This window comes from Clostridium muellerianum (assembly GCF_012926525.1).
GTDB lineage: Bacteria > Bacillota > Clostridia > Clostridiales > Clostridiaceae > Clostridium_AM > Clostridium_AM muellerianum.
Map to the genome: position 1 here is coordinate 153,710 of NZ_JABBNI010000063.1, position 19,751 is coordinate 173,460.

General features: G+C 30.3%; 21 protein-coding genes. 3 read left to right on the forward strand and 18 right to left on the reverse strand.

All coding sequences use genetic code 11. From position 1 onward, the window contains the following. Positions 1–262: 262 nt before the first annotated feature. From HBE96_RS21535 to HBE96_RS21545, 3 genes are read right to left on the reverse strand one after another with little or no spacing between them, the layout of a single operon-like run. Entirely contained in the window at positions 263–1,009 is a 747-nt protein-coding gene (locus tag HBE96_RS21535; RefSeq protein ID WP_169299760.1) for an ABC transporter permease, read from the reverse strand. Positions 1,010–1,025: 16 nt separating this feature from the next. After that, entirely contained in the window at positions 1,026–1,748 is a 723-nt protein-coding gene (locus tag HBE96_RS21540) for an ABC transporter permease (protein WP_169299761.1), read from the reverse strand. After that, positions 1,749–2,660: an ABC transporter ATP-binding protein gene (locus tag HBE96_RS21545; RefSeq protein WP_169299762.1), complete on the reverse strand. Its 912-nt coding sequence runs from the start codon at positions 2,658–2,660 to the stop codon at positions 1,749–1,751. A 523-nt stretch (positions 2,661–3,183) separates the two neighbouring features. On the opposite strand from HBE96_RS21545, the gene HBE96_RS21550 reads away from it, so the two are divergent. The 3 genes from HBE96_RS21550 to HBE96_RS21560 all read left to right on the forward strand — a co-directional run bounded on the left by HBE96_RS21550 (position 3,184) and on the right by HBE96_RS21560 (position 5,562). Then, a complete protein-coding gene (locus HBE96_RS21550) occupies positions 3,184–3,897 on the forward strand; it encodes a response regulator transcription factor (protein ID WP_169299763.1) in 714 nt (237 codons plus the stop codon). 1 nt (position 3,898) lies between these two features. Then, the gene (locus HBE96_RS21555) at positions 3,899–5,263 is read left to right on the forward strand and encodes a sensor histidine kinase (protein WP_169299764.1); all 1,365 of its coding nucleotides are present in this window, start codon (positions 3,899–3,901) and stop codon (positions 5,261–5,263) included. A 122-nt stretch (positions 5,264–5,385) separates the two neighbouring features. Beyond that, on the forward strand, positions 5,386–5,562 hold the full coding sequence (locus HBE96_RS21560) for a hypothetical protein (protein ID WP_169299765.1): 177 nt from the start codon (positions 5,386–5,388) through the stop codon (positions 5,560–5,562). Between the two features lie 131 nt (positions 5,563–5,693). Here HBE96_RS21560 and HBE96_RS21565 read toward each other — a convergent pair whose 3' ends face one another. The 15 genes from HBE96_RS21565 to HBE96_RS21630 form a co-directional block, all read right to left on the reverse strand. Continuing rightward, complete coding sequence (locus HBE96_RS21565; protein ID WP_169299882.1) at positions 5,694–6,401, reverse strand: alpha/beta hydrolase; 708 nt, start codon at positions 6,399–6,401, stop codon at positions 5,694–5,696. Positions 6,402–6,617: 216 nt separating this feature from the next. Beyond that, positions 6,618–6,893, reverse strand: a complete 276-nt coding sequence (locus HBE96_RS21570; RefSeq protein ID WP_169299766.1) for a CD3324 family protein — start codon at positions 6,891–6,893, stop codon at positions 6,618–6,620. Between the two features lie 346 nt (positions 6,894–7,239). Further along, entirely contained in the window at positions 7,240–7,659 is a 420-nt protein-coding gene (locus tag HBE96_RS26530; protein ID WP_243187025.1) for a hypothetical protein, read from the reverse strand. 39 nt (positions 7,660–7,698) lie between these two features. Then, entirely contained in the window at positions 7,699–8,337 is a 639-nt protein-coding gene (locus tag HBE96_RS26535; RefSeq protein ID WP_243187026.1) for a DUF4179 domain-containing protein, read from the reverse strand. 15 nt (positions 8,338–8,352) lie between these two features. Beyond that, complete coding sequence (locus HBE96_RS21580; protein WP_169299767.1) at positions 8,353–8,886, reverse strand: sigma-70 family RNA polymerase sigma factor; 534 nt, start codon at positions 8,884–8,886, stop codon at positions 8,353–8,355. A gap of 358 nt (positions 8,887–9,244) precedes the next feature. Next, entirely contained in the window at positions 9,245–9,421 is a 177-nt protein-coding gene (locus HBE96_RS21585; RefSeq protein ID WP_169299768.1) for a hypothetical protein, read from the reverse strand. Between the two features lie 14 nt (positions 9,422–9,435). Further along, positions 9,436–10,128 carry an ABC transporter permease gene (locus HBE96_RS21590; protein ID WP_169299769.1) on the reverse strand — a complete coding sequence of 231 codons (693 nt, stop codon included), beginning with the start codon at positions 10,126–10,128 and terminating at the stop codon, positions 9,436–9,438. Continuing rightward, positions 10,121–10,858, reverse strand: a complete 738-nt coding sequence (locus tag HBE96_RS21595) for an ABC transporter ATP-binding protein (protein WP_169299770.1) — start codon at positions 10,856–10,858, stop codon at positions 10,121–10,123. Before HBE96_RS21595 ends, HBE96_RS21590 begins: the two co-directional genes overlap by 8 nt. Positions 10,859–10,970: 112 nt before the next feature. After that, positions 10,971–11,618, reverse strand: a complete 648-nt coding sequence (locus tag HBE96_RS21600) for a TetR family transcriptional regulator (protein WP_169299771.1) — start codon at positions 11,616–11,618, stop codon at positions 10,971–10,973. Between the two features lie 191 nt (positions 11,619–11,809). Continuing rightward, on the reverse strand, positions 11,810–13,465 hold the full coding sequence (ilvD, locus tag HBE96_RS21605) for a dihydroxy-acid dehydratase (RefSeq protein WP_206155025.1): 1,656 nt from the start codon (positions 13,463–13,465) through the stop codon (positions 11,810–11,812). 138 nt (positions 13,466–13,603) lie between these two features. Beyond that, on the reverse strand, positions 13,604–14,962 hold the full coding sequence (locus tag HBE96_RS21610) for a PTS galactitol transporter subunit IIC (RefSeq protein WP_169299772.1): 1,359 nt from the start codon (positions 14,960–14,962) through the stop codon (positions 13,604–13,606). Positions 14,963–14,994: 32 nt separating this feature from the next. After that, positions 14,995–15,273, reverse strand: coding sequence for a PTS sugar transporter subunit IIB (locus tag HBE96_RS21615; RefSeq protein ID WP_169299773.1), 279 nt, complete (start codon positions 15,271–15,273; stop codon positions 14,995–14,997). 79 nt (positions 15,274–15,352) lie between these two features. Then, positions 15,353–15,820 carry a PTS sugar transporter subunit IIA gene (locus HBE96_RS21620; protein ID WP_169299774.1) on the reverse strand — a complete coding sequence of 156 codons (468 nt, stop codon included), beginning with the start codon at positions 15,818–15,820 and terminating at the stop codon, positions 15,353–15,355. Positions 15,821–15,831: 11 nt separating this feature from the next. After that, a complete protein-coding gene (locus HBE96_RS21625) occupies positions 15,832–16,449 on the reverse strand; it encodes a bifunctional 4-hydroxy-2-oxoglutarate aldolase/2-dehydro-3-deoxy-phosphogluconate aldolase (protein WP_169299775.1) in 618 nt (205 codons plus the stop codon). A 52-nt stretch (positions 16,450–16,501) separates the two neighbouring features. Then, positions 16,502–19,534 carry a sigma 54-interacting transcriptional regulator gene (locus HBE96_RS21630; protein WP_169299776.1) on the reverse strand — a complete coding sequence of 1,011 codons (3,033 nt, stop codon included), beginning with the start codon at positions 19,532–19,534 and terminating at the stop codon, positions 16,502–16,504. Between the last annotated feature and the right edge of the window lie 217 nt (positions 19,535–19,751).

Consider the following 19,751-nt stretch of genomic DNA (forward strand, 5'->3'; position numbering starts at 1 on the left):
CTAGAATATTCTCTAGTTATTCAGCTTATTAAAGCAAGTAGTGTTTATACTTTTTCATATTATACACCTATTTTAGCCAATTGCATGCAATCTTTTATCTATGTAATAGTCTAAAATTCATAGTATCTTTAATTTTTAATATAGATATACAACATCATAATTAAATGTTATATTGCTTCGATGAATACTAAAATTCAATTTTAATTTTATAACAAAATTAAGATTTTCAAGTTGCATATCTATAAAATAATATATTTAAATACTACATAACCTCTCCATCATCAAATTTTCTAATACCTATCACATTAATTATTACCATAAAAGTTAAACAATATATAGTAAATGATAACTGTGGAATTATTCCTTGTATACCTGCCGATGCTGAAATATCCATAGATATTTTTTGAATCGCCCAGGGCCATATGTATTTAAGACCTTTTACAGATGATATAAAAAATCCAAGTAGTGAGAAGCATGATGCTATCATAATTGATTTTGTAAATTCTTCATACTTTAAAGATAAATACATCTGCACAGAAATTAGTGGTAAAGCTCCTATCCATCCAAAGAATAAAATATTAATGATCCTGCTAATTGGAAAAGGATCTGTTATTCCATACATTTTTCCAACCATAAAGTATGTAAGACCAAATATAACCTGTAAGAATAAAACCATTAAAATTGCTGTTATAAACTTTGATATATATAGTGACTTTCTTGAAACAGGGGTTGATAATATGATTTTCATATTTTTATTCATGTATTCCACTCTAAATATCATTGCACAATATATGCTAGCTATTATAGGAAATATAATAGGTGAATAAAACATTGCAACCTGTCCCCAGCCTTTTAACCAATCATTTACGTTTTGCTCCTTAAATACACTATAATTAGCCTTAAAAGTAAATAATCCTAATATAATTGGTATGAATGTAATTATTATTGAAATTATAAACGCTCTTTGTCTTTTTAATTTTAGTAATTCACACTTAATTAATCTATACAAAATATCTCACTCCTTCTTAAAGATCTTCCTTTTTATCGTACAAACGTAGTGATATGAAAGTCATTCCCGCTGCTACAATAATACTTATAAAACTAAACATTACACTACTTTTATTCATAACTGTGCTCATATTTGATGCAGAAATCATAGGTGCAGTAAAAAACGGATACATCCATATGAGAATTTTTCCAAAGGGAAGTGCAAAACCAAGTACCCCTAAAAAACATCCTATAACTCCACAAGCTATTGAAACTCCTTGATTTTTTACCATTATAGAAATTGAAAGCTGTAAAACTATAAATGGTAAATATCCAATTAAAGGGCATAAACTCTGCTTTAATATTAAACCGTAAGCAATACCTTTTATTCCTATACTATTCCCTAATAAAATTAAGCCACTAAAGGATATACAAGAAGAAAAAAACATTATTATTAATACGCAAATAAATTTGGCTATATAAAGCGACTTCTTATCCTTTATAGAAATAAATTCAATTTTCCACATATCCGATTTATGTTCAATATCTACTATTTTAGAAATAATAATTGTAAATACTATTATCATAATCATAAAATTAAATCCGCTAAAATTATATAATAAATCCATCCAATTCTTTGATCCAGGTCTACTTTCAAAAACATAAGCAACTAAAAATGATAATAATTCACCAATTAAAGCTAGTAAAAATACCTTCTTTCTTTTCATTTTTATAAATTCTGCACAAACAATATCTTTCATTTATAAACTATTCTCCTTTCCAGTAAGGTTAAGAAAAATATCTTCTAATGAAGCTTTTTCTTCTTCTATTCTATATACCTTTATACCTTTAAAAACTATATTCTCAATTACTTGTCCTATTTTCTCATCATTTAGGCCACCTATCTCAATATATCCATCCTGTACATTATGAAAAATATTCTTTTGATTTAGTACGTTTATAGTTCCATTCATGTCATCTGTGCGTATTTTTATTTTTTCATGACCTTTACTTCTTAGTTCTTCGATAGTACCTTGATATACAAGACTTCCTTTAGTAATAATGCCTACATGAGTTGCAATTTGATCAATTTCTGATAAAAGGTGACTTGAAATTAAAACTGTGCTGCCATACAGCTTAGGAATCTCTTTTATTAGTTCTCTTATTTCATGAATTCCAGAAGGATCTAATCCATTAGTAGGTTCATCTAAAATAAGAAGCTTTGGTTTTCTAAGAATAGCCATAGCAATTCCTAATCTTTGTCTCATACCAAGTGAAAATTCTTTAACCATCTTGTTTTTAACATCATTTAATCTAACAATCTTTAATACTTCATCAATATCATTTTTAGATGAATTAGTCAAAGTACTCATTATCTTAAGATTTTCATATGCTGTAAGATGTGGATAACTGGCTGCATTTTCAATAAGTGCGCCAACATTTTTCAATATGTCAGTTCTATTTTTTTTATTTTGATCATATCCAAATACACTAACACTTCCTTTTGTAGGTTTTATTAAACCTAGCATCATTCGTATTGAAGTAGTTTTTCCTGCTCCATTTGGTCCAAGGAATCCATAAATTTGTCCTTCTTCAATTGATATATTTAAGTTATTAACTGATAGAGTTCCATTGTATTCTTTAGTTAAATTTTTAGTTTCTATTATATTCATGTTTATTTTCCTCCAAATATACATAATGTTTTTCATCACTGTTTTCTACTCTTTAAGTATAAAAAATCTACCTTACATATCCATGAAATCTACCTTACATTTACCTTAAGAAGTATTTGATGTATAATAATTTCAGTCATTATGTACTCAACTTTCACAGTTTTAAAAAAATGCGAAGCATTTTTTAGAGGACAATTGACAGAGGACAGAGGACAATGAAGGTAAGTTTTCTTCCTTACGTCAGAAAACTAAATTATTTTTTTAAGCTTGTTTTGCTAACGCAAAAGAAGCTTAAAATTTATATAGGTCAGCAATGTTTCACTTTAGTGAAACGAGTAATTGAATATTTAATTAAAGATTTTTCGTAGTGTAACGGAGAAAAATCCTCCTTCACTGTCCTCTGTCAATTGTCCTCTGTCCTCTGTCCTCTAAAAAAGTTGCGTTGCATTATGCTTATATTAAGTAAAAATTTTGTATGTCCGAGACTTGAATTATGTAATATTAGAAAGGTATGGTATTTAGTATGGAGGATATTAAAAATTGCAAAATATTAATTGTAGATGATGAACTTTCATTATCTCAAATGGTTAAAGACATTATGCTAAAGGAAGGATTTCATGAAGTATTTACAGCTTCTAATTGTCATGAAGCCGTAGAAGAGTTTAAAAAGATAAATCCTCACATTGTTATTTTAGACATAATGCTACCAGACGGAGATGGTTTTTCCCTTATGCAAAAGTTTCGTGAAACTTCTATGGTTCCTATACTTTTCTTATCAGCTAAGGATCAAGATGAAGACAGGCTTTTAGGACTAGGTCTCGGTGCTGATGACTATATTACCAAACCATTTCTTCCTAGAGAATTAATTCTTCGCATTAATATTGTACTTAGAAGAACCTACTTTCCATTAACAGGACAAGCAAATAAAAAGCCTACTTTTTATTTAGGAAGTACACTTATTGATATGAACAGTGGTTCTATAAAGGCGCAAAACGAAGAATTCACCTTAACAGCTAAAGAATATGCGCTATTAGATACGCTTTATACTAATAAAGGAAATATTGTAACTATTGATACTTTATGTAGAGCTGCCTGGGGTGATAACTTATTTAGATATGAAAATACACTAATGGTTCATATCAGAAGATTAAGAGCAAAAATAGAATCTGATCCTTCTCATCCAAAACATCTGTTAACAGTAAGAGGTCTTGGATATAAACTTGTATTGGAGGCATAAAATGAAGGGAATGAGAAAAATAATTATGCGCTATGTTCTCTCAGCAGGAACAATTGCCATAATATTATTAATAACTAATATTATTGTGTTATGCTTATGTGCATCATCATCTAGTAAATATTCCAATGATAAATACAAAATATCCGAAATTAGTCAAGGTCTAAAAAAGGAAGGTAATAATTACACATTATCAAATAGAGCTTCAAATATACTTACAGATCAATTTCAATGGGCAATGCTTTTAAATGATAATGGAAAAGTTATATGGAGCAAAAATCTACCAAAGGATATTCCTTTAAGCTATACTTCTTCTGACATCGCTTCTTTTAGTAAGTGGTATCTAAAGGACTACCCAACTCAAACTTGGAAACATGAAAATGGATTATTTGTAATTGGAAACAGTAAAAATAGCATTTGGAAAGCTCAACTTGAAGCACCAGAAAAGCTTGTACGTAATGGACTTAATTGGTTACTTGCTGCATTAATCATAAATTTCATAGTTGCTATTCTACTAGCCTTTTTATTTGGAATCCGTTTTTTTCTTTCTCTTCGCACAGTTGTAAAAGGAATAGACGATATGTCTAAAAAGAAGCCAGTATCTCTTCAAACTAAAGGGCTATTAGGAGATTTAGCTCGAAATATAAATAACACCTCTAAGGAACTTTTAAGACAGCAAGCATTAATAGAAAAGAGAGATTTAGCTCGAAATAATTGGATTAGCGGAATATCCCACGACATTCGAACTCCTCTATCTATGATTATGGGTTACTCTAGTTCCTTAGAAGATAATAAAAAATTTTCTGAAGAAGAAAGAAATCAGTTTAGCATTATAAGACTTCAAAGTGAAAAGATAAAGCAGCTGATTAGTGACTTAAATTTAACAGTAAAACTTGAATATGAAATGCAACCTTTAGATATTCATCCTTTTTATGCTGCAGAACTTTTAAGAAAAGTAGTTGTAGATTATTTAAATAACTCCTGTGATAACAAGTATAATTTTGAACTTTTCACTTCTCCTGAAGCTCAAGATTGTATGATAAACGGTGATATGAGATTATTTGAACGTGCTCTCATAAACATTATAGGAAATAGTATGAAACATAATGACAACGGCTGCAATATTTACATTGACCTAAAACAAGAAGATGAGAATTGTATAATTGAAATTAAGGATACTGGACTTGGCTTTAAAGATGATATTTTAGAAACCTTAAATTTCTCAACTGAATTTCCAAGTAACAAAACTCATGGTCTTGGACTTTATATTGTAAAACAGATAGTTACATCACATGACGGAAAATATAATTTTAAAAATTGGAAAAATGGAAGTTGTATAACATTACATATTCCTAGTTACAAAAAATAATTTAAAAATTTCTTATTGTTTTCTTTAATGTTTTTTATCACAATATTAGACATCTTGAAAAAAACTTCTAACATAAAAACTTGTTATCTGTACAAAATAATTTAGAAGGTGGTGTTTATAAAATGACTAATGAAAACAATCATTCTACTTTTAATAAACAATGTAATTGTTCAAACTCTAATCACCAAAATAGTTCTTTAAATTCTGTACATGGCAACAAACCCCCTAAAATTGTTGAACCTCTTCCAGAATCATCACGTCCAAGGCGCGATGGTCCTGGAGGCGAGGATGGAGATTAATTTACATTCCCTAAATGATTCTAAGCTTATATAGTAAACCCCATGACAAACTGTCATGGGGTTTACATTTTAGTTTTTTGAACAAAAACTCGCTCTCGTAATTATACTCATTTTATATCTTACATTCTGTTTTATTTCATAATATGCTTTTTTACCCACTGTCTAAAATATTGCAATTGCTCTTCTGTGTGAAAATAATGTTCTCCACTTTCCATTATATCTAGGTGACAATCAAATTCTTTTGCAAACATAGATACTACATCAAATTCGCATAGATTATCTTCTGAACCATACAGAATTGAAGTTGCCTTATTCCAGGTAACAATAGGATGTTCTTTTACATAACAGTAATAATCCCAGTAAAGTGTTTGTCCAATAGGTGTGGAAATTTCTTTTTCTTCTTTCAGTTTATTTTCACTTACATTAAACCATGTCATCATATTATTTATAATACGTTCCATATTTACCACAGGTGACAGGAACAAACACTGATTTAATAAATCATTACTATATGAAAGTAAACTAAAATACGCTCCCATACTACAAGCAAATAAACTTATGCTATTTGATAATGATTTTGCATAATGCATAATAATGTTAAGATCATGAACACAATTTTGAACTTTACAAACATAATTTTCATTCTTACGATCACCATGTTCAGGTAAGTCAAAACTTAGTACCTGATACCCTTTTTCTACTGCCTCTTCTACAAATGCAACAGTAACATGATCAGCCTTATTTGACATATTGCCATGCACAGCTATAAATAGCTTATCGGACTTATCACCCCACAAAATTGCAGGTATATTTTCTATTTTTAAACTTTGTTTTAACATTATAATTCTTCCTCCACGTAGTCCCTGTATCATACTTTTCAACTCCCTTACTACAGTATTCACAACTGAACCTTACAATAAAATTATAACTTCATTTCCCTTGCTTTATCCAGTTCATAAATAATTCTGTAATAAACTTGTCTGATTTTACAGAAACAATTAAAAAGGATATTTTTATATTACATAAGCTACATAATATAAAAATATCCTTTTAAGTTATATTAATTGTTTTTCTTCTCTAATTATTCTTCTAATACTGTCTTCCGTAAGAAAAAATTGCTTAGAAAGTTCTTTAGCAGATATACCTTCTTTATAGTTATTAAAAATTTCTCTGTTTCTTTTTTTTAAACTATTTTTTATACCACTATTTTCACCCCAAGCTTTTTTACTGCTTAACTTTCTAGGTATATATAAATAACCACCATCTACATACTGTTGAATTAATTCAATAACATACTGTGGCAATATATTTTGTGCTTTTTCATATTTCATAGCATTTGCTCCTATCTACTTTTAATTTGTAAATAAATGAAGCAAAGTCCACACAAAAATATTTTAGTGAAAGTTATTTAAATTCGGCTCCGAACAAAACATTATCCTATATCTTCATGTAGTCTTTGCACGGAGCCTTGAACAACAGCACGTTTTACCATACATGTCATGCTTAATCCCTCTATTCATCTTAATATATAATTACAAAATAATTTTATCATACATACATTTATTAAGTAAATATACGTTATTGGTTACTATGTATGTTAGGTTTTAATGGTGGAGGCAAATCATCTCCTTTGAAATCCACTACTCCATAATTAAATGAAACTGCCTACTTTATCTGCTATTTGCTTATTAAATTATTGGTATACACTTTATTTTTTAAATCAATTGTAATAATCTTATCTTCAATAATATATCTTATTCTTCCATCACAAACAACAGTAGTATTTGTACTTATCTTATTAAAAGTATATGGAACAATCTTTAAAGTATTTATTTCCTTAAAGGTATCTGCCTTGCCCTCCTCTCCCTCTCTGGAGAATCTACAGAAATATGCTCCCTTTCCTATCTCCTCTTTCAAGGGAACTGAATCACCATTCTCATCAACAACATCATAATAATAATTTACATTCTTGTTATTTTCCCATGAACTAAACCCTTTTGAAGAACCTGAAATAAGTACTCTATCTGGTGTAATAGTAACATTATCTAAATAAAGTTTATTTTCACCTATTGCTATATTTTTATCTACCTTAATCACTTTAGTTAAGTAAAATCTGGATCTCTAACACCACATTCCTTAGCTAAAATCGTGTTTATAACTTGTTGAATCATAAACAAAGCTAGTAGAAAACACTAACTTTACATCCTCCTTATTATTTGAGGATAAGCCCTTTCCTTCTACTTCAAGAATTATATTACTTTCTTTATTCTTTCCATCAATTTCTGCAACTCTATATCCAACATAATCAGAAGTTCTCTCAACCTTTTTACCATTAAGATAAACATCTGGTACTAACTTAAGATGATCCTTAACAGTCTCATTTACCTCCTTATTAACATTAAGGTTAATAATAATCCTTGAATTATCCATAAAAAACTCATTTAAAGTAAGCTTGGTACCCTTCCATTCCAAAGTTTTTCCTATTTGAGCTTCATACTTTCCTCCATTATTATTAATACCTAACCATGTAGTAATATTATATTTTAAGCTAGTTGCCACCGCTAAAACCTTATCTCCTTGTACACCTAGATTCACTACTAAAAGTAAAGCTGCTGCAGCCACTAAAATCTTCTTTTTACTCCAAAACACTTTTTTGCTTTTAGAATCTATAAATTTTTTCATCATTTTCTTCTTTTCAACTTCATTAACTTCTTCTATTGTATACTGTGAAAAATCTACCTCTACATTATTTAATAAGCTATACTCATCCTTCATAGATTATATCCCTCCTTATGACCTAGAAAATAATCTTCTTATCTTGCTCTTTGCTCTAGAAATTCTATTATATATTAGAGATGGTTTAATATTAAACTCTTCACTAATTTCCTTTATAGATTCTTCTTTTACAAAAAGCTTAATAAAAAACTGTTTATCCATTGGATTGAGGTTTTTAAGAATCTCCTCTGTTTCATACTCTAATTCATTTTTTAAAACTTCTTTTTCTATAGTAAAATCACTTTCTATATCTATCTCAGATATATCAATATATTCAAGAGTTTTTAAATACTTTCTCTTATAATCAATAGCTTTGTACTTTGCTATTGCAGCTATCCAATTTTTTAAAAGATTCTTTTCTTTATTAAAACTAGCTATATTATTCCAAATTCCAAGGTACACATCATTAATACATTCTTCATGATACTGCGAAAGATTATATAAATGTTTTTTTACTATAGCTTTTATTAATGCTGAATATTCATTAATAAGTAACTCCATACCTTTTTCATTTCTACTTTCTATTAACGAGTAAATTTCTTCATCCATGGTAAAATTTTCTCCTTTCTAAAGGACCCTTACACTTACTATTACGTATAAAACAAATGAAATTCTATCAAATAATAATCTTTTTTGTATCCTATAGTAACATTTTATAATAAAAAATATAGCTTTTAATAGATAAGCTAGGAGTATTTATTAATGCTAATTCAAAGATATGTGCATCAGAACAAGCTTTTATAATCCTTTAGAATATTAAATACCACGTTGAATATTATTTCAACGTGGTATTTATAAACCATTATTTTATTGACACATTTCTGTACATGCTTTTTACATTCTTATTAATGCCAAAGAATTTTAATCCTTCTTCTGCAAATAATAGCACATTAGTTTTAATCAAAAACTAATGTAATTTCATAATATTAAAAATTGCAGTTAAAATAGCACATCCTCCAGCAATTACTACCCAATCCGGCCAGCGGCTTGACCTTCTGTTTTGTTTATTAACAATAATTCCAACAAAACCTATTAATAATAAAATTATTCCTAGTACACTCCCTAGGATAATACCAATTAACATCTTGCTTCCCCCTTTTATATAGAATCCATTTGATTAATTTTTTTTATTATCTCCCTCACTACCAGGACATCTAATGCAATGAGAATGCCTAATAAAATTAAACCTATTTCCAAACTACCACTCATGATCATATTTCCTACAGTGGCAGCAAACGCAAATGATGTAATAATTGTAGTAGGCATTGATTTTTTTATAAAACCTACTGTCATAGAAAGAATACCTAGAGCACCAACAGTTAAAGCAGTTAATAAAATGCTTTGTAAAGTATTTAACAAGCAAAATGGAGTTAACGTGTCCCTAACAATTGGACTTATTAATTCGGTTATACTAAAAATAAATAAACACGCTACATTACTAAACATAAGCGCTATAACCGTAAATAAGGTAACAAAACATACTTTAGCAAGGAAAATTTTGCTGCGACTTACAGGGTAGGAGAATAGTAGTACTAGTCTCTTTCCTATATAGTCTTCTATTACAATTCTAGAGTACATAACAGCAGAAAGTACAGTGAAAATAATCATACTCATGATACCTATAAATTTAAAGATATTAGAGTAACTTTGAAATAAAGGATCTTTTTCAACTCTAGAAATTACAGAAATAAGATAGGTAAATCCTAAAAGGGCTATACACGAAACGATACTTGCTAAGACATAAGTTCTAATTTTAAACTTATGCATTTCTAAAGATATAAACTTAAACATATTCTAATTTCTCCTTAATTTTTTGAAAAAAATATTCTTCAAGACTAGCATTTAAAGTTTGGGATTTAACTTTTGCCATACTTACTTCATCAATAATCTTGCCATTTGCAATGATACCTATATTATCTGCAATGTGTTCTATATCGGTAAGAATATGACTAGATATAAGAATGGTCATACCTTCATTTCTTACAAGATTAAGAAATAACTCTCTCATTTCTCGAATACCCATTGGATCAAGTCCATTTAGAGGTTCGTCTAATATAAGAAGCTTGGGCTGATGAATAATTGTCCGTGCAATACCTAGTCGCTGTCTCATTCCTAGAGAGAAGGTTGATACAGGCTTCCTATCTCTAGAAGGAAGTCCAACCATTTCTAGAGTTTTATCTATATCTATATTTTTCTTATTCATATATCCAAGATGCACTCTTAAATTTTCAACGGCAGATAAATGTTCATAAAAAATAGGTACTTCTATAATACTACCTATATTTCTTAAAACTTCACTACTATGAGAAGTTATATCTACCCCTAACACTTTTGCTGTTCCCGATGTAGGTGAGAGTAAACTCGACAACATCTTAAATACAGTGGTTTTTCCAGCACCATTCATGCCTAAAAACCCATAAATTGTACCCTGTTTTATATGCATAGAACAGTCTTTAATTACTTCTACCCCATCAAAAACTTTTCTTAATTTATCGGTTTCTACAATCCATTTATCACCCATATTTAGGTATCCTCCAATTTAAATTTATTGTTTTTTATTTTTTAATACAAACCGTCGGTATGTATGTACCTAAAAAATAAACTACCTTACATGGGTAGATTATTTTTCAATGTTACACTTCTTTCTCAAAAATGTTCTCATAGTATTGTACACATTTATGTATAAATTCATCACTAATCAAGGAAATTCCCATAAAGTCAATTAAATTCTTTAGAAAATCTAATTTATCTAAAAACTCCTTCTTTGAAATTCTAAATATAGCCGGACTTAACCAAAAATTAAATAATAGCATAATAACTTCTGATGTAGCTTTGGGATTAACAACAGTTATTGACTTATCATTTATACCTTCTTCAATTAATTTGGCAAGCATAGGAGCTGCATATTGCATAGTATCTTCAAGATGCTTAGCAATCATTCGATGATTTTTAGTAAGAGAAAGTGATAACTTATCATTAATCTGCTTATTTGTATCTGATATATTGTAAATAAGAATTTTTTGAATCTTTTCAAGACCATTTAAATCATGGTTTCTACATATTTCATTTAAATAAGTATTTTCTTTAAAACTCCTCTTACTTATTGTATCCATAATTTCTTCTTTGGACTTAAAATGATGATAAATCGCTCCCTTAGACATTCCTAAATTATTAACAATATCTTGAATGGTCGTTTTCTCATAGCCCTTTTCCATAAAAAGTTTTAAAGAAACATCTAATATTTGTTTTACTGTTTCTTCAGGATATTTGTTACGCGCCACAGAATCCCTCCTTACATACATACGGTTGGTATGTATGTAATATATCATAAATTTAACTGAGTGTCAATAATAGGTAAATGTCGTTTTTCTACAATACATCTGGCATTATAAATAAAGGAATAGCCGTACCTCTAATTTGTCTAGAAGTACGGCTATTTATATCTTTTTTAATAGAACTTATTATAATACTATTAATCTATATTTTTTAGTCTTTTTAGCACTGCTCCTTCTAATGCGGATCCAACTTGCTCTGCATAGCGTGGTAAAATTCCTTTACCACATTCTTTTTTAATAGGAGTCCATTTTAACTTTCTAGTTTCCATTTCTTTCTCAGAAACCTCTAATTCCATTATACCCTTTTTAAGATTTATTTTTATTGTATCTCCATCTTGAACAACAGCTATCGGCCCACATTCGGCCGCTTCTGGGCACATATATCCAACACTTAATCCACCACTTGCTCCTGAGAAACGTCCATCAGTAATTACTGCTGTATTAGGTATCTTTTTAAGTATCTCAGTTACACGATGTAATTCTCTCATACCTGGTCCACCTTTAGGACCTTCATACCTTACAACAACTATGTGTCCAGGTCTAATTTTTCCTTCTTTATATGCCTTATGACATTCTTCTTCGCTATTAAATACGATACTTGTTCCTACAAAATCTCTTTGATCTTCAGGAACTGCTGAAGTTTTAACTAGTGCACCTTTTGGAGCTAAGTTTCCATAAAGAATTTGTATTCCATCAGAAGCTTGTATTGGTTTATCAAAAGTTCTTATTACATTTCTATCACCATCTTTTGTTAAGTCCAAAATTTCACCTACAGTTTTTCCATCCACTGTTACAACATCTAATTCTAAAAGAGTTCTTAACTCACGTAGAACAGAAGGTACTCCTCCAGCTCTATGAAGATCAACAACAGTTTGGTTTCCATTAGGAACTATTCCACAAAGTACTGGTGTTTTAGAACTAATTTCAGAAAACTCATTCCATGGTAGCTCTAATTCAAGTTCTGCTGCTAAAGCTGGTAAATGTAATAATGCATTTAAAGAGCCCCCAATTGCAGTTAATAAAACTATTGCATTCTTTAATGCTCCCTTGGTCATAATTTTTCTTGGTGTTATTCCCTTATCTACTAGTTTCATAACCTCAATTCCTGAATTTCTTGCTGCAAATCTTCTAAAGCTTGTACCAGCTGGTATTAAACTAGTTCCTGACAGCATCATTCCAAGTGCTTCAGCTAAGACATTCATTGTATTAGCTGTTCCTAAGAATGGGCATATTCCGGGGCCAGTATAATACTTTAACGTTCCTTCTATCAATTCACGTTCTGTTATTTCACCGCTTAAAAATTTAGAACGTAATTCTTTTGAATCCTGTGGTGTAATTTCAGGAATACATGGACCTGCTGTAACAATAGTTGTTGGAACATTTACCCGTGCTGCAGCTTGAAGCATAGCAGGTGTTATCTTATCACAAGCAGTTAACATAACCATTCCATCAAATACACCTTCTCCAACTACCATTGCCTCAACAGAATCTGCAATAATTTCTCTATGAGGCAGGCAGTATCTCATACCTGGATGCCCTTGTGCAATTCCATCACACATGGCTATAGTATTAAATTCTATAGGTTCTCCACCAGCTTCACGAACACCCTTTTTTACTTCTTCAGCCAATTGTCTTAAAGGCTCATGGCCTGGGCATACTTCATTCCAGCTGTTGCAAATAGCAATTAAAGGTTTGCTATCTAAAGCATCTATTGATATTCCTGCTGAAGCAAGATGTGCTTTTGAAATAGCCCTCTGAAAAGGTTCTAATTTATCAATTGCTCTTTGTATCATATCTTATTCCTCCATAATATAAAATCACATAATTTTATCATCCCTATTTACTAGGATTATTCTGTGTTACAATAAACTGCTGTAAAATCCTCCTACATCAGTCTTACAGCAATTCATACTAAATATCAAACTCAATTATTATACAACTGATTCTTCTGTTTTACCTTGTCTTTTCTTTTTTGATTCTATATAAAGCCAGATTGCCCCAAACGCTATAAAGAATATAGGTAAAGTTATAACTAAATTACCTGTAAATACTTTATATACTATGAAACTTAAAGTTAAACTTGTTGCTGAGAATGTAGAAATAAGAGCTCCTCCTGCCATTCCTAAGTTTATACCTGAAGATTTTGCAAGTTCTGTGAGTACTGGTGCACAGTGAGTACCTGCTAGTAATATTGCTGCCATACATACTAATCCTATAATAATACTCTTTATCAAGTTTCCGCCAGCTAGTGCTACTACTAAAGCTACTCTGAAAGGAACAACTGCTAAATCAGCAAAAGGTAGTACTCTGTTGCCTGGAAGAACTACTGCCATAGCGATAGTTAAAGGGATTATTATTAAAGCTGTTGTAATAACTTCTGGATTTCCTACTACTACTGCAGCATCTAATCCAATTAAGAACTTTCTTCCCTTGAATTTTTCTTTTGTTAACTTCTTAGCTGATTCTGATATTGGCATTAAACCTTCCATAAATAGTGCAGTCATTTTAGGTATAAGTACCATTACTGCCGCCATATTAACTGCTATAGAAAGTATCTTAGTTATATCATATCTAGCTAGAGCTCCAATAGCTCCACCTAGAATAAGTCCCATCATCATTGGTTCTCCAAAGAAACCTAAATATTTCTTAGCATCTTTAACACTAAAGTTTATTTTATTTAAACCCGGAATTGCATTTAATAGCATATTTAAAGGTACTGCTATAACAAGAGATGAAAGAGCTGATACTGTTGGAAGTGACACTCCTGGCAAACCAAAGTAATCGCTTACAAGATGTTCTGTCCAATCTGACATTTTAAATATAACTACTGCCATAGTTAAACTTGCCAAAACACCTATAACAACATTTTTTGTAACAAAATAAGTCATTATTCCAACTATAGCCATGTGGTGATAGTTCCATATATCAACATCTAGCGTATTTGTTACTTTTAAGATAAGCATTACTATATTAACTGCTAGTATTCCAAATATTAGTATTGGTATTATTGGTGATGACCATGTTATTGCTGCAATTGAACCCCAACCAACATCTAGTGCATCTAGCTTAATTCCAATAAGTTTAACCATATCCTTAGCTGCAGGACCAAGATTTGATGAAAGAAGTCCTATTACTAAATTAATACCTGCAAAGCCTATACCTACTGTTAATCCAGATCTAAAGGCTTTTATAGGTTTAACTCTAAATATAAGTCCTATGATAAATATGATTACTGGGAGCATAACTATAGCTCCTGCTTTTAATAAAGTGTTAAATATATTAAATAACATTTAATACTCCTCCTTTTTTGGGGGTAAATGCTTTATTTTAAAGCATTTACTATTTCTTCAAGTGTTTCTTCTTCACCTATTCCAGTTAATAGTGATATAGCTCCTATTGTTGGAATATTTACTTCTCCACCAGTAAATTTACCTGTAGTAACTAGTAAATCGAAATCTGAAGCCTTTGATTCTACCTCTAAAAGTTTACATTGAGATATTGATACATCTACACCATTCTCTTCACAAGCCTCTCTAATTTTGGTTGCTACCACTGTTGATGTTGCTATTCCATTTCCACATGCTACTAATACCCTTTTCATTTTAAATTCCTCCTAAGTTTATATATTTATTTCATATTTTGTTCTACTTTAAAACTTTATTAAATATACCACTAAACTTTTATGCTATTAGATAAGGTTCTAATTTGCTAATAATTTCCTCACAAGAAGAAGCTTGCGTAATTTCTTTTAAGGTATCTGGATTTTTAATAAGCTTAACTATTCTCTGTAACATCTCAATATGTCCATGAGGTTCATTTAAAGCTAACATAATTACTATGCTTACATTTAGACCTTTATCTGGATCATCCATAGCTTTAAACTCTACAGGATTTTTAAGAATACCTATAGCTAAAGTTGCTTTATTTACTAAGGTATGATTAGCATGAGGTATTGCTATTTTAATATCAATTGATGGTAGTCCTGTGGGATATTCCTTTTCTCTCTCTAAAATAGCTTCCTTATATTCTTCCTTCACATAGCCTTTTTCATATAACTTAGATGCTAAAAATTCCAAAACTTCTACATTACTTGAGAACTCTAAGTCCTTAAATACCAAATCTTTATGAAAATACACTCCTACACTCATTTTTCTATCTCCTACCTTACTTTTTCTTCAAAGTCTTTTAATGACTTTATTAATCCCTCAAGATTTTCATTAACTATATCTTCTTTACTAAATATACCTGAGCCTATTCCTAAGAAGTCTGCTCCATTATCCAAAAACTCTTTTGCATTTTCCTTATTCACACCACCTACTGCCATCAATGGAATATCTCCAAGCGGTGCTTTAACATCTTTAAAGAACCTTGTACCGCAACTTATTGCTGGAAACACTTTAAGTATATCAGCTCCATCTATTAAAGATTTGTGTATTTCTGTTGGCGTCATTACTCCTGGTACAGATATTACTGAACTTTTTTTGCAAAGATCTATTATTTCCTTTGGAAACATAACTGGGGAAAGTATAAATTTTGCTCCTGCTTTAATCGCCTCTTCCGCTTGCTCCATGGTAGTTACAGTTCCAGCCCCTATATTCATGTGGCTTCCAAACTCACTAGAAAGCTTACTAATCATCTCTATAGCTCCAGTCGAATTCATTGTAATTTCTACAGACTTTATGCTACTTTCAGATAACGCCTTCATAACAGTTCTCACTTGGCTATAATTATATCCACGTAAAATAATAGTGACCTTAGGGAAGTTTTTAATATTCATTAGTTCCACCTCCTTAGTTTCACTATTATATATTAGCAAGTATAATGCCAAACTACTTGGCTGATATTGTATTTTTAAATAAAATGTCCATAATTTCTTCTCTATCTTTTGCTTTTCTTATTTTCTGAAGCATGTCAGTACTTGATATTACTCTATATAACTGTTCAAAATAATCTTTTGAATCTTCTTTTAAAGCAATCATAAAAATTAAATCTATATTGTTTATCCCATCCCAATTTATTGGAGTGGCTAACTTTGTAACAGCTATGGTTGGTTTTGTAACAAATCTACTGTCTCCATGTGGAATAGCTATCCCTCCCTTTAAATATGTGCCTCCTAAAGTCTCTCTCTTATACACACTTAACAGGTACCCTTCTTCTACACAACCAGCCTTAATTAATTTTCCTGCCATTTCATCTAAAACTTCATCCTTATATTTATAACTTTCTTGTGGAAAAATAAATTCAGGCGGTATTACTTCTGAAAGATTATTCTTATATACTTTTTTATTATTAATAAGCTTTCTCAACTTTCCAGTAGATTTGCCTGTTATTAATTCCTCTACTGATATGAAAGGAATTTCTTTAAATTCTGGATTTATAGTTCCTACTATTGCTACTATTCGCTTATTTTTAGAAATTCTATCTATAGTGGATGTAATATCATCATCATTCATATAACCAAGTGGTATAATATCTATACCTTTAATACTGTCTGCCATAGTACCTTCAATGTATTCCTTTACTTTTGTAGCAGCTCCCTCACCAGTTATACATAAAGTGATTATAACCTTGTTTATATCTTTTGTCTCAACATTGACACCTCTATGAATATAATTTTTATTGTCTATTTCATCAGCAATTCTATCTAAAGTATCTTCTGGAAGCAGAGCCCTTCTAACACACTCCAATACCATTAAAGTATCTACTCTTCCAATTACCCTCGTTGGAATCCCTGTTTTTGCAGTTATGATATCTCCAAAAGTTGTAAGAGAACCCATATCCACTAACAAAATACATCCCTTACCTTGGTTAACCTTCTCTACAAGTTTCATTGTTTTTTCTAACATTATATTTGGAGAATCACTAAGATCCATTTCTAGCCCAACTGCATGCTTTACTCCTAGTAACCTATTAGCCACTTCAGCCATACCACATGCTACTCTTCCATGGGATAAAACTATTACTCCCACTCTTCCTTCATCCTGCTCTTCTTCACCTTGGAAATGCTTTAAGTACATAGCAATAAATCCAATTTCATCCTCCGACAGATTAATCTTAAGTCTATTATTTATTATTTGTGAAGTCTTAGTGGCAATGGCATATTCCTTCTCGTACTCATCTTTAATCATCTGTAAATTTGGATTAGCTACTTCTCTTCTATTTAATATTCTCTCGTAGGTAGAGCTAAGGTGAATTGCCAATGGATATACTACTTTTCTTTGTAGTTTATTGATATGTTTTTTTGCTATTTCAAAAACATCCTCTGTAATCTTCAATATTTCTTCCCCAATAATATTTATTACCTCCTGTGTATTTTGGGCACAGAAATTTGCAAAAGATGCAACTCTCATAAGTTCATTCTCCACCTGCTGGCCTACTAGTTTATTAATATCAATGTCACTATATCCATCTGCTTTCAATTCTTTGTATTTATTCTCAATAAACTGATAAATATTATTATCTCCTACAGAACTGTATTCATCCCTGTGCAACACCTTAACCCCATTAGATGAGACTATTATATCTTCCATAGTATAGGTTTCAAGTTCCTCATCTTTCAAGCTGGAATTTAATACTCTTTCTTTCACATTATCAGGTACATGTTCAAAGTTAACTTTAACATCTTCCTTATTATTAAGAGTAGAATATAGAAATCCTCTTGCGCAACAAACCTGAATATCACTTTTAAGCTGACCTATGTTGCCTGGACAATCATAGGTCATAAAAGCCTTTATAACATCTCTTCTAACAAATACATCCTTACCTAATCTAATACTTTCGTTTAAAAAGAAGTTCTTTATTATTTGAAACCTTTCATCATGAGATCTATCATTAACAGAAGGTATTTGAATTATCATAGGTATTCTTCTTCTAAAGGTTAAAAGTAGTGAGCTCTCGGGATTTTCAGTGGTCGCAGCGATAATCATTAATTTACTTTCTCTTGTTGTTTCCGTTTCACCTAACCTTCTAAATTTTCCTTTATCAAGTAAATAGAAGAGTATTTCCTGCCCTTCTACTGGTAACCTATGAACTTCATCTAGAAACAATATTCCACCATTGCATAACTCCACAATTCCTTTTTTATTGTCATTTGCACCAGTAAATGCTCCTTTGCTATGGCCAAATAATTGTGATAATAACAACTGAGGATTATCAGCATAATCTGCACAATTAAATACCATAAAGATTGAATTATCCGAGAAATTCTTCGTAGTTACTGCAAATTTATACATCACCTCAGCCATATGACTTTTTCCAACTCCCGATGGCCCTAACAATAATGTATGAAGACCCTTTGGAGGATATAAAATAGCTGCCTTTGCTTGATTTACTTGAAGTCTTAAACTTCCTTCACATCCTATTACAGATTTAAACGGATCAAAAGTCTCTTTTTTGTTTGCATCTTCTCTATAGTCAATATGCTTCTTTATAACTTGTGCTCTATTTTCCTTGTGTATCATGGTATTATTATTCACTATTTCTGCTTTACTTTTTAAATTTACATTTTGTTTTTCTCCATATGACGTTATAGCAGCATCCTCTGATAAATTATAGCTTTCCCCAAGAATTAAGATAGCTTCTTTTTTTATATTTGATGCTGCATACCTTGCTAAATTATATCCTTTTTCATTTAATTCTTTTGTAAAATTCCTATCAGATATGTTTCTATCTTTTTTAATAATTTCTACTGCATCCTTAAGTATAAGCTCTTTTCTTCTTTGTCTTGAATCAGGTATACCATTTTCATTTCTGTATTCCGTAACAACTTTTCTTAGGATTCCAAGCTGTTTAGCAATTTCCTCATCGGTATAAGGATTTTTTTTATCTTCAGAACTTATTATTTTTATTATTTTAGATTCCATATTATCACCTACAATACTTTATAGTTCCCTTATTATTTAAACTATAGATATCCAATATCAAAATTAAATCTTACATTACTTCGATGAATACTAAAAATTTAACTATAAAAAATCAATGCCCACTTGCTACTAATGTAAATTATTATATCATCTAACTTTATCATATTTATAATAAGTAATTATAAATATTTTAATAATTTTCATAAAATATAACCAG

Excerpts from the sequence above, each read along its gene's own strand:
- HBE96_RS21540 (WP_169299761.1), bottom strand. The coding sequence starts at position 1,748 with ATGAAAGATATTGTTTGTGCAGAATTTATAAAAATGAAAAGAAAGAAG.
- HBE96_RS21545 (WP_169299762.1), bottom strand. The coding sequence starts at position 2,660 with ATGAATATAATAGAAACTAAAAATTTAACTAAAGAATACAATGGAACT.
- HBE96_RS21550 (WP_169299763.1), top strand. The coding sequence starts at position 3,184 with ATGGAGGATATTAAAAATTGCAAAATATTAATTGTAGATGATGAACTT.
- HBE96_RS21555 (WP_169299764.1), top strand. The coding sequence starts at position 3,899 with ATGAAGGGAATGAGAAAAATAATTATGCGCTATGTTCTCTCAGCAGGA.
- HBE96_RS21560 (WP_169299765.1), top strand. The coding sequence starts at position 5,386 with ATGACTAATGAAAACAATCATTCTACTTTTAATAAACAATGTAATTGT.
- HBE96_RS21565 (WP_169299882.1), bottom strand. The coding sequence starts at position 6,401 with ATGTTAAAACAAAGTTTAAAAATAGAAAATATACCTGCAATTTTGTGG.
- HBE96_RS21570 (WP_169299766.1), bottom strand. The coding sequence starts at position 6,893 with ATGAAATATGAAAAAGCACAAAATATATTGCCACAGTATGTTATTGAA.
- HBE96_RS26535 (WP_243187026.1), bottom strand. The coding sequence starts at position 8,337 with ATGAAGGATGAGTATAGCTTATTAAATAATGTAGAGGTAGATTTTTCA.
- HBE96_RS21580 (WP_169299767.1), bottom strand. The coding sequence starts at position 8,886 with ATGGATGAAGAAATTTACTCGTTAATAGAAAGTAGAAATGAAAAAGGT.
- HBE96_RS21585 (WP_169299768.1), bottom strand. The coding sequence starts at position 9,421 with ATGTTAATTGGTATTATCCTAGGGAGTGTACTAGGAATAATTTTATTA.
- HBE96_RS21590 (WP_169299769.1), bottom strand. The coding sequence starts at position 10,128 with ATGTTTAAGTTTATATCTTTAGAAATGCATAAGTTTAAAATTAGAACT.
- HBE96_RS21595 (WP_169299770.1), bottom strand. The coding sequence starts at position 10,858 with ATGGGTGATAAATGGATTGTAGAAACCGATAAATTAAGAAAAGTTTTT.
- ilvD (WP_206155025.1), bottom strand. The coding sequence starts at position 13,465 with ATGATACAAAGAGCAATTGATAAATTAGAACCTTTTCAGAGGGCTATT.
- HBE96_RS21610 (WP_169299772.1), bottom strand. The coding sequence starts at position 14,962 with ATGTTATTTAATATATTTAACACTTTATTAAAAGCAGGAGCTATAGTT.
- HBE96_RS21615 (WP_169299773.1), bottom strand. The coding sequence starts at position 15,273 with ATGAAAAGGGTATTAGTAGCATGTGGAAATGGAATAGCAACATCAACA.
- HBE96_RS21620 (WP_169299774.1), bottom strand. The coding sequence starts at position 15,820 with ATGAGTGTAGGAGTGTATTTTCATAAAGATTTGGTATTTAAGGACTTA.
- HBE96_RS21625 (WP_169299775.1), bottom strand. The coding sequence starts at position 16,449 with ATGAATATTAAAAACTTCCCTAAGGTCACTATTATTTTACGTGGATAT.
- HBE96_RS21630 (WP_169299776.1), bottom strand. The coding sequence starts at position 19,534 with ATGGAATCTAAAATAATAAAAATAATAAGTTCTGAAGATAAAAAAAAT.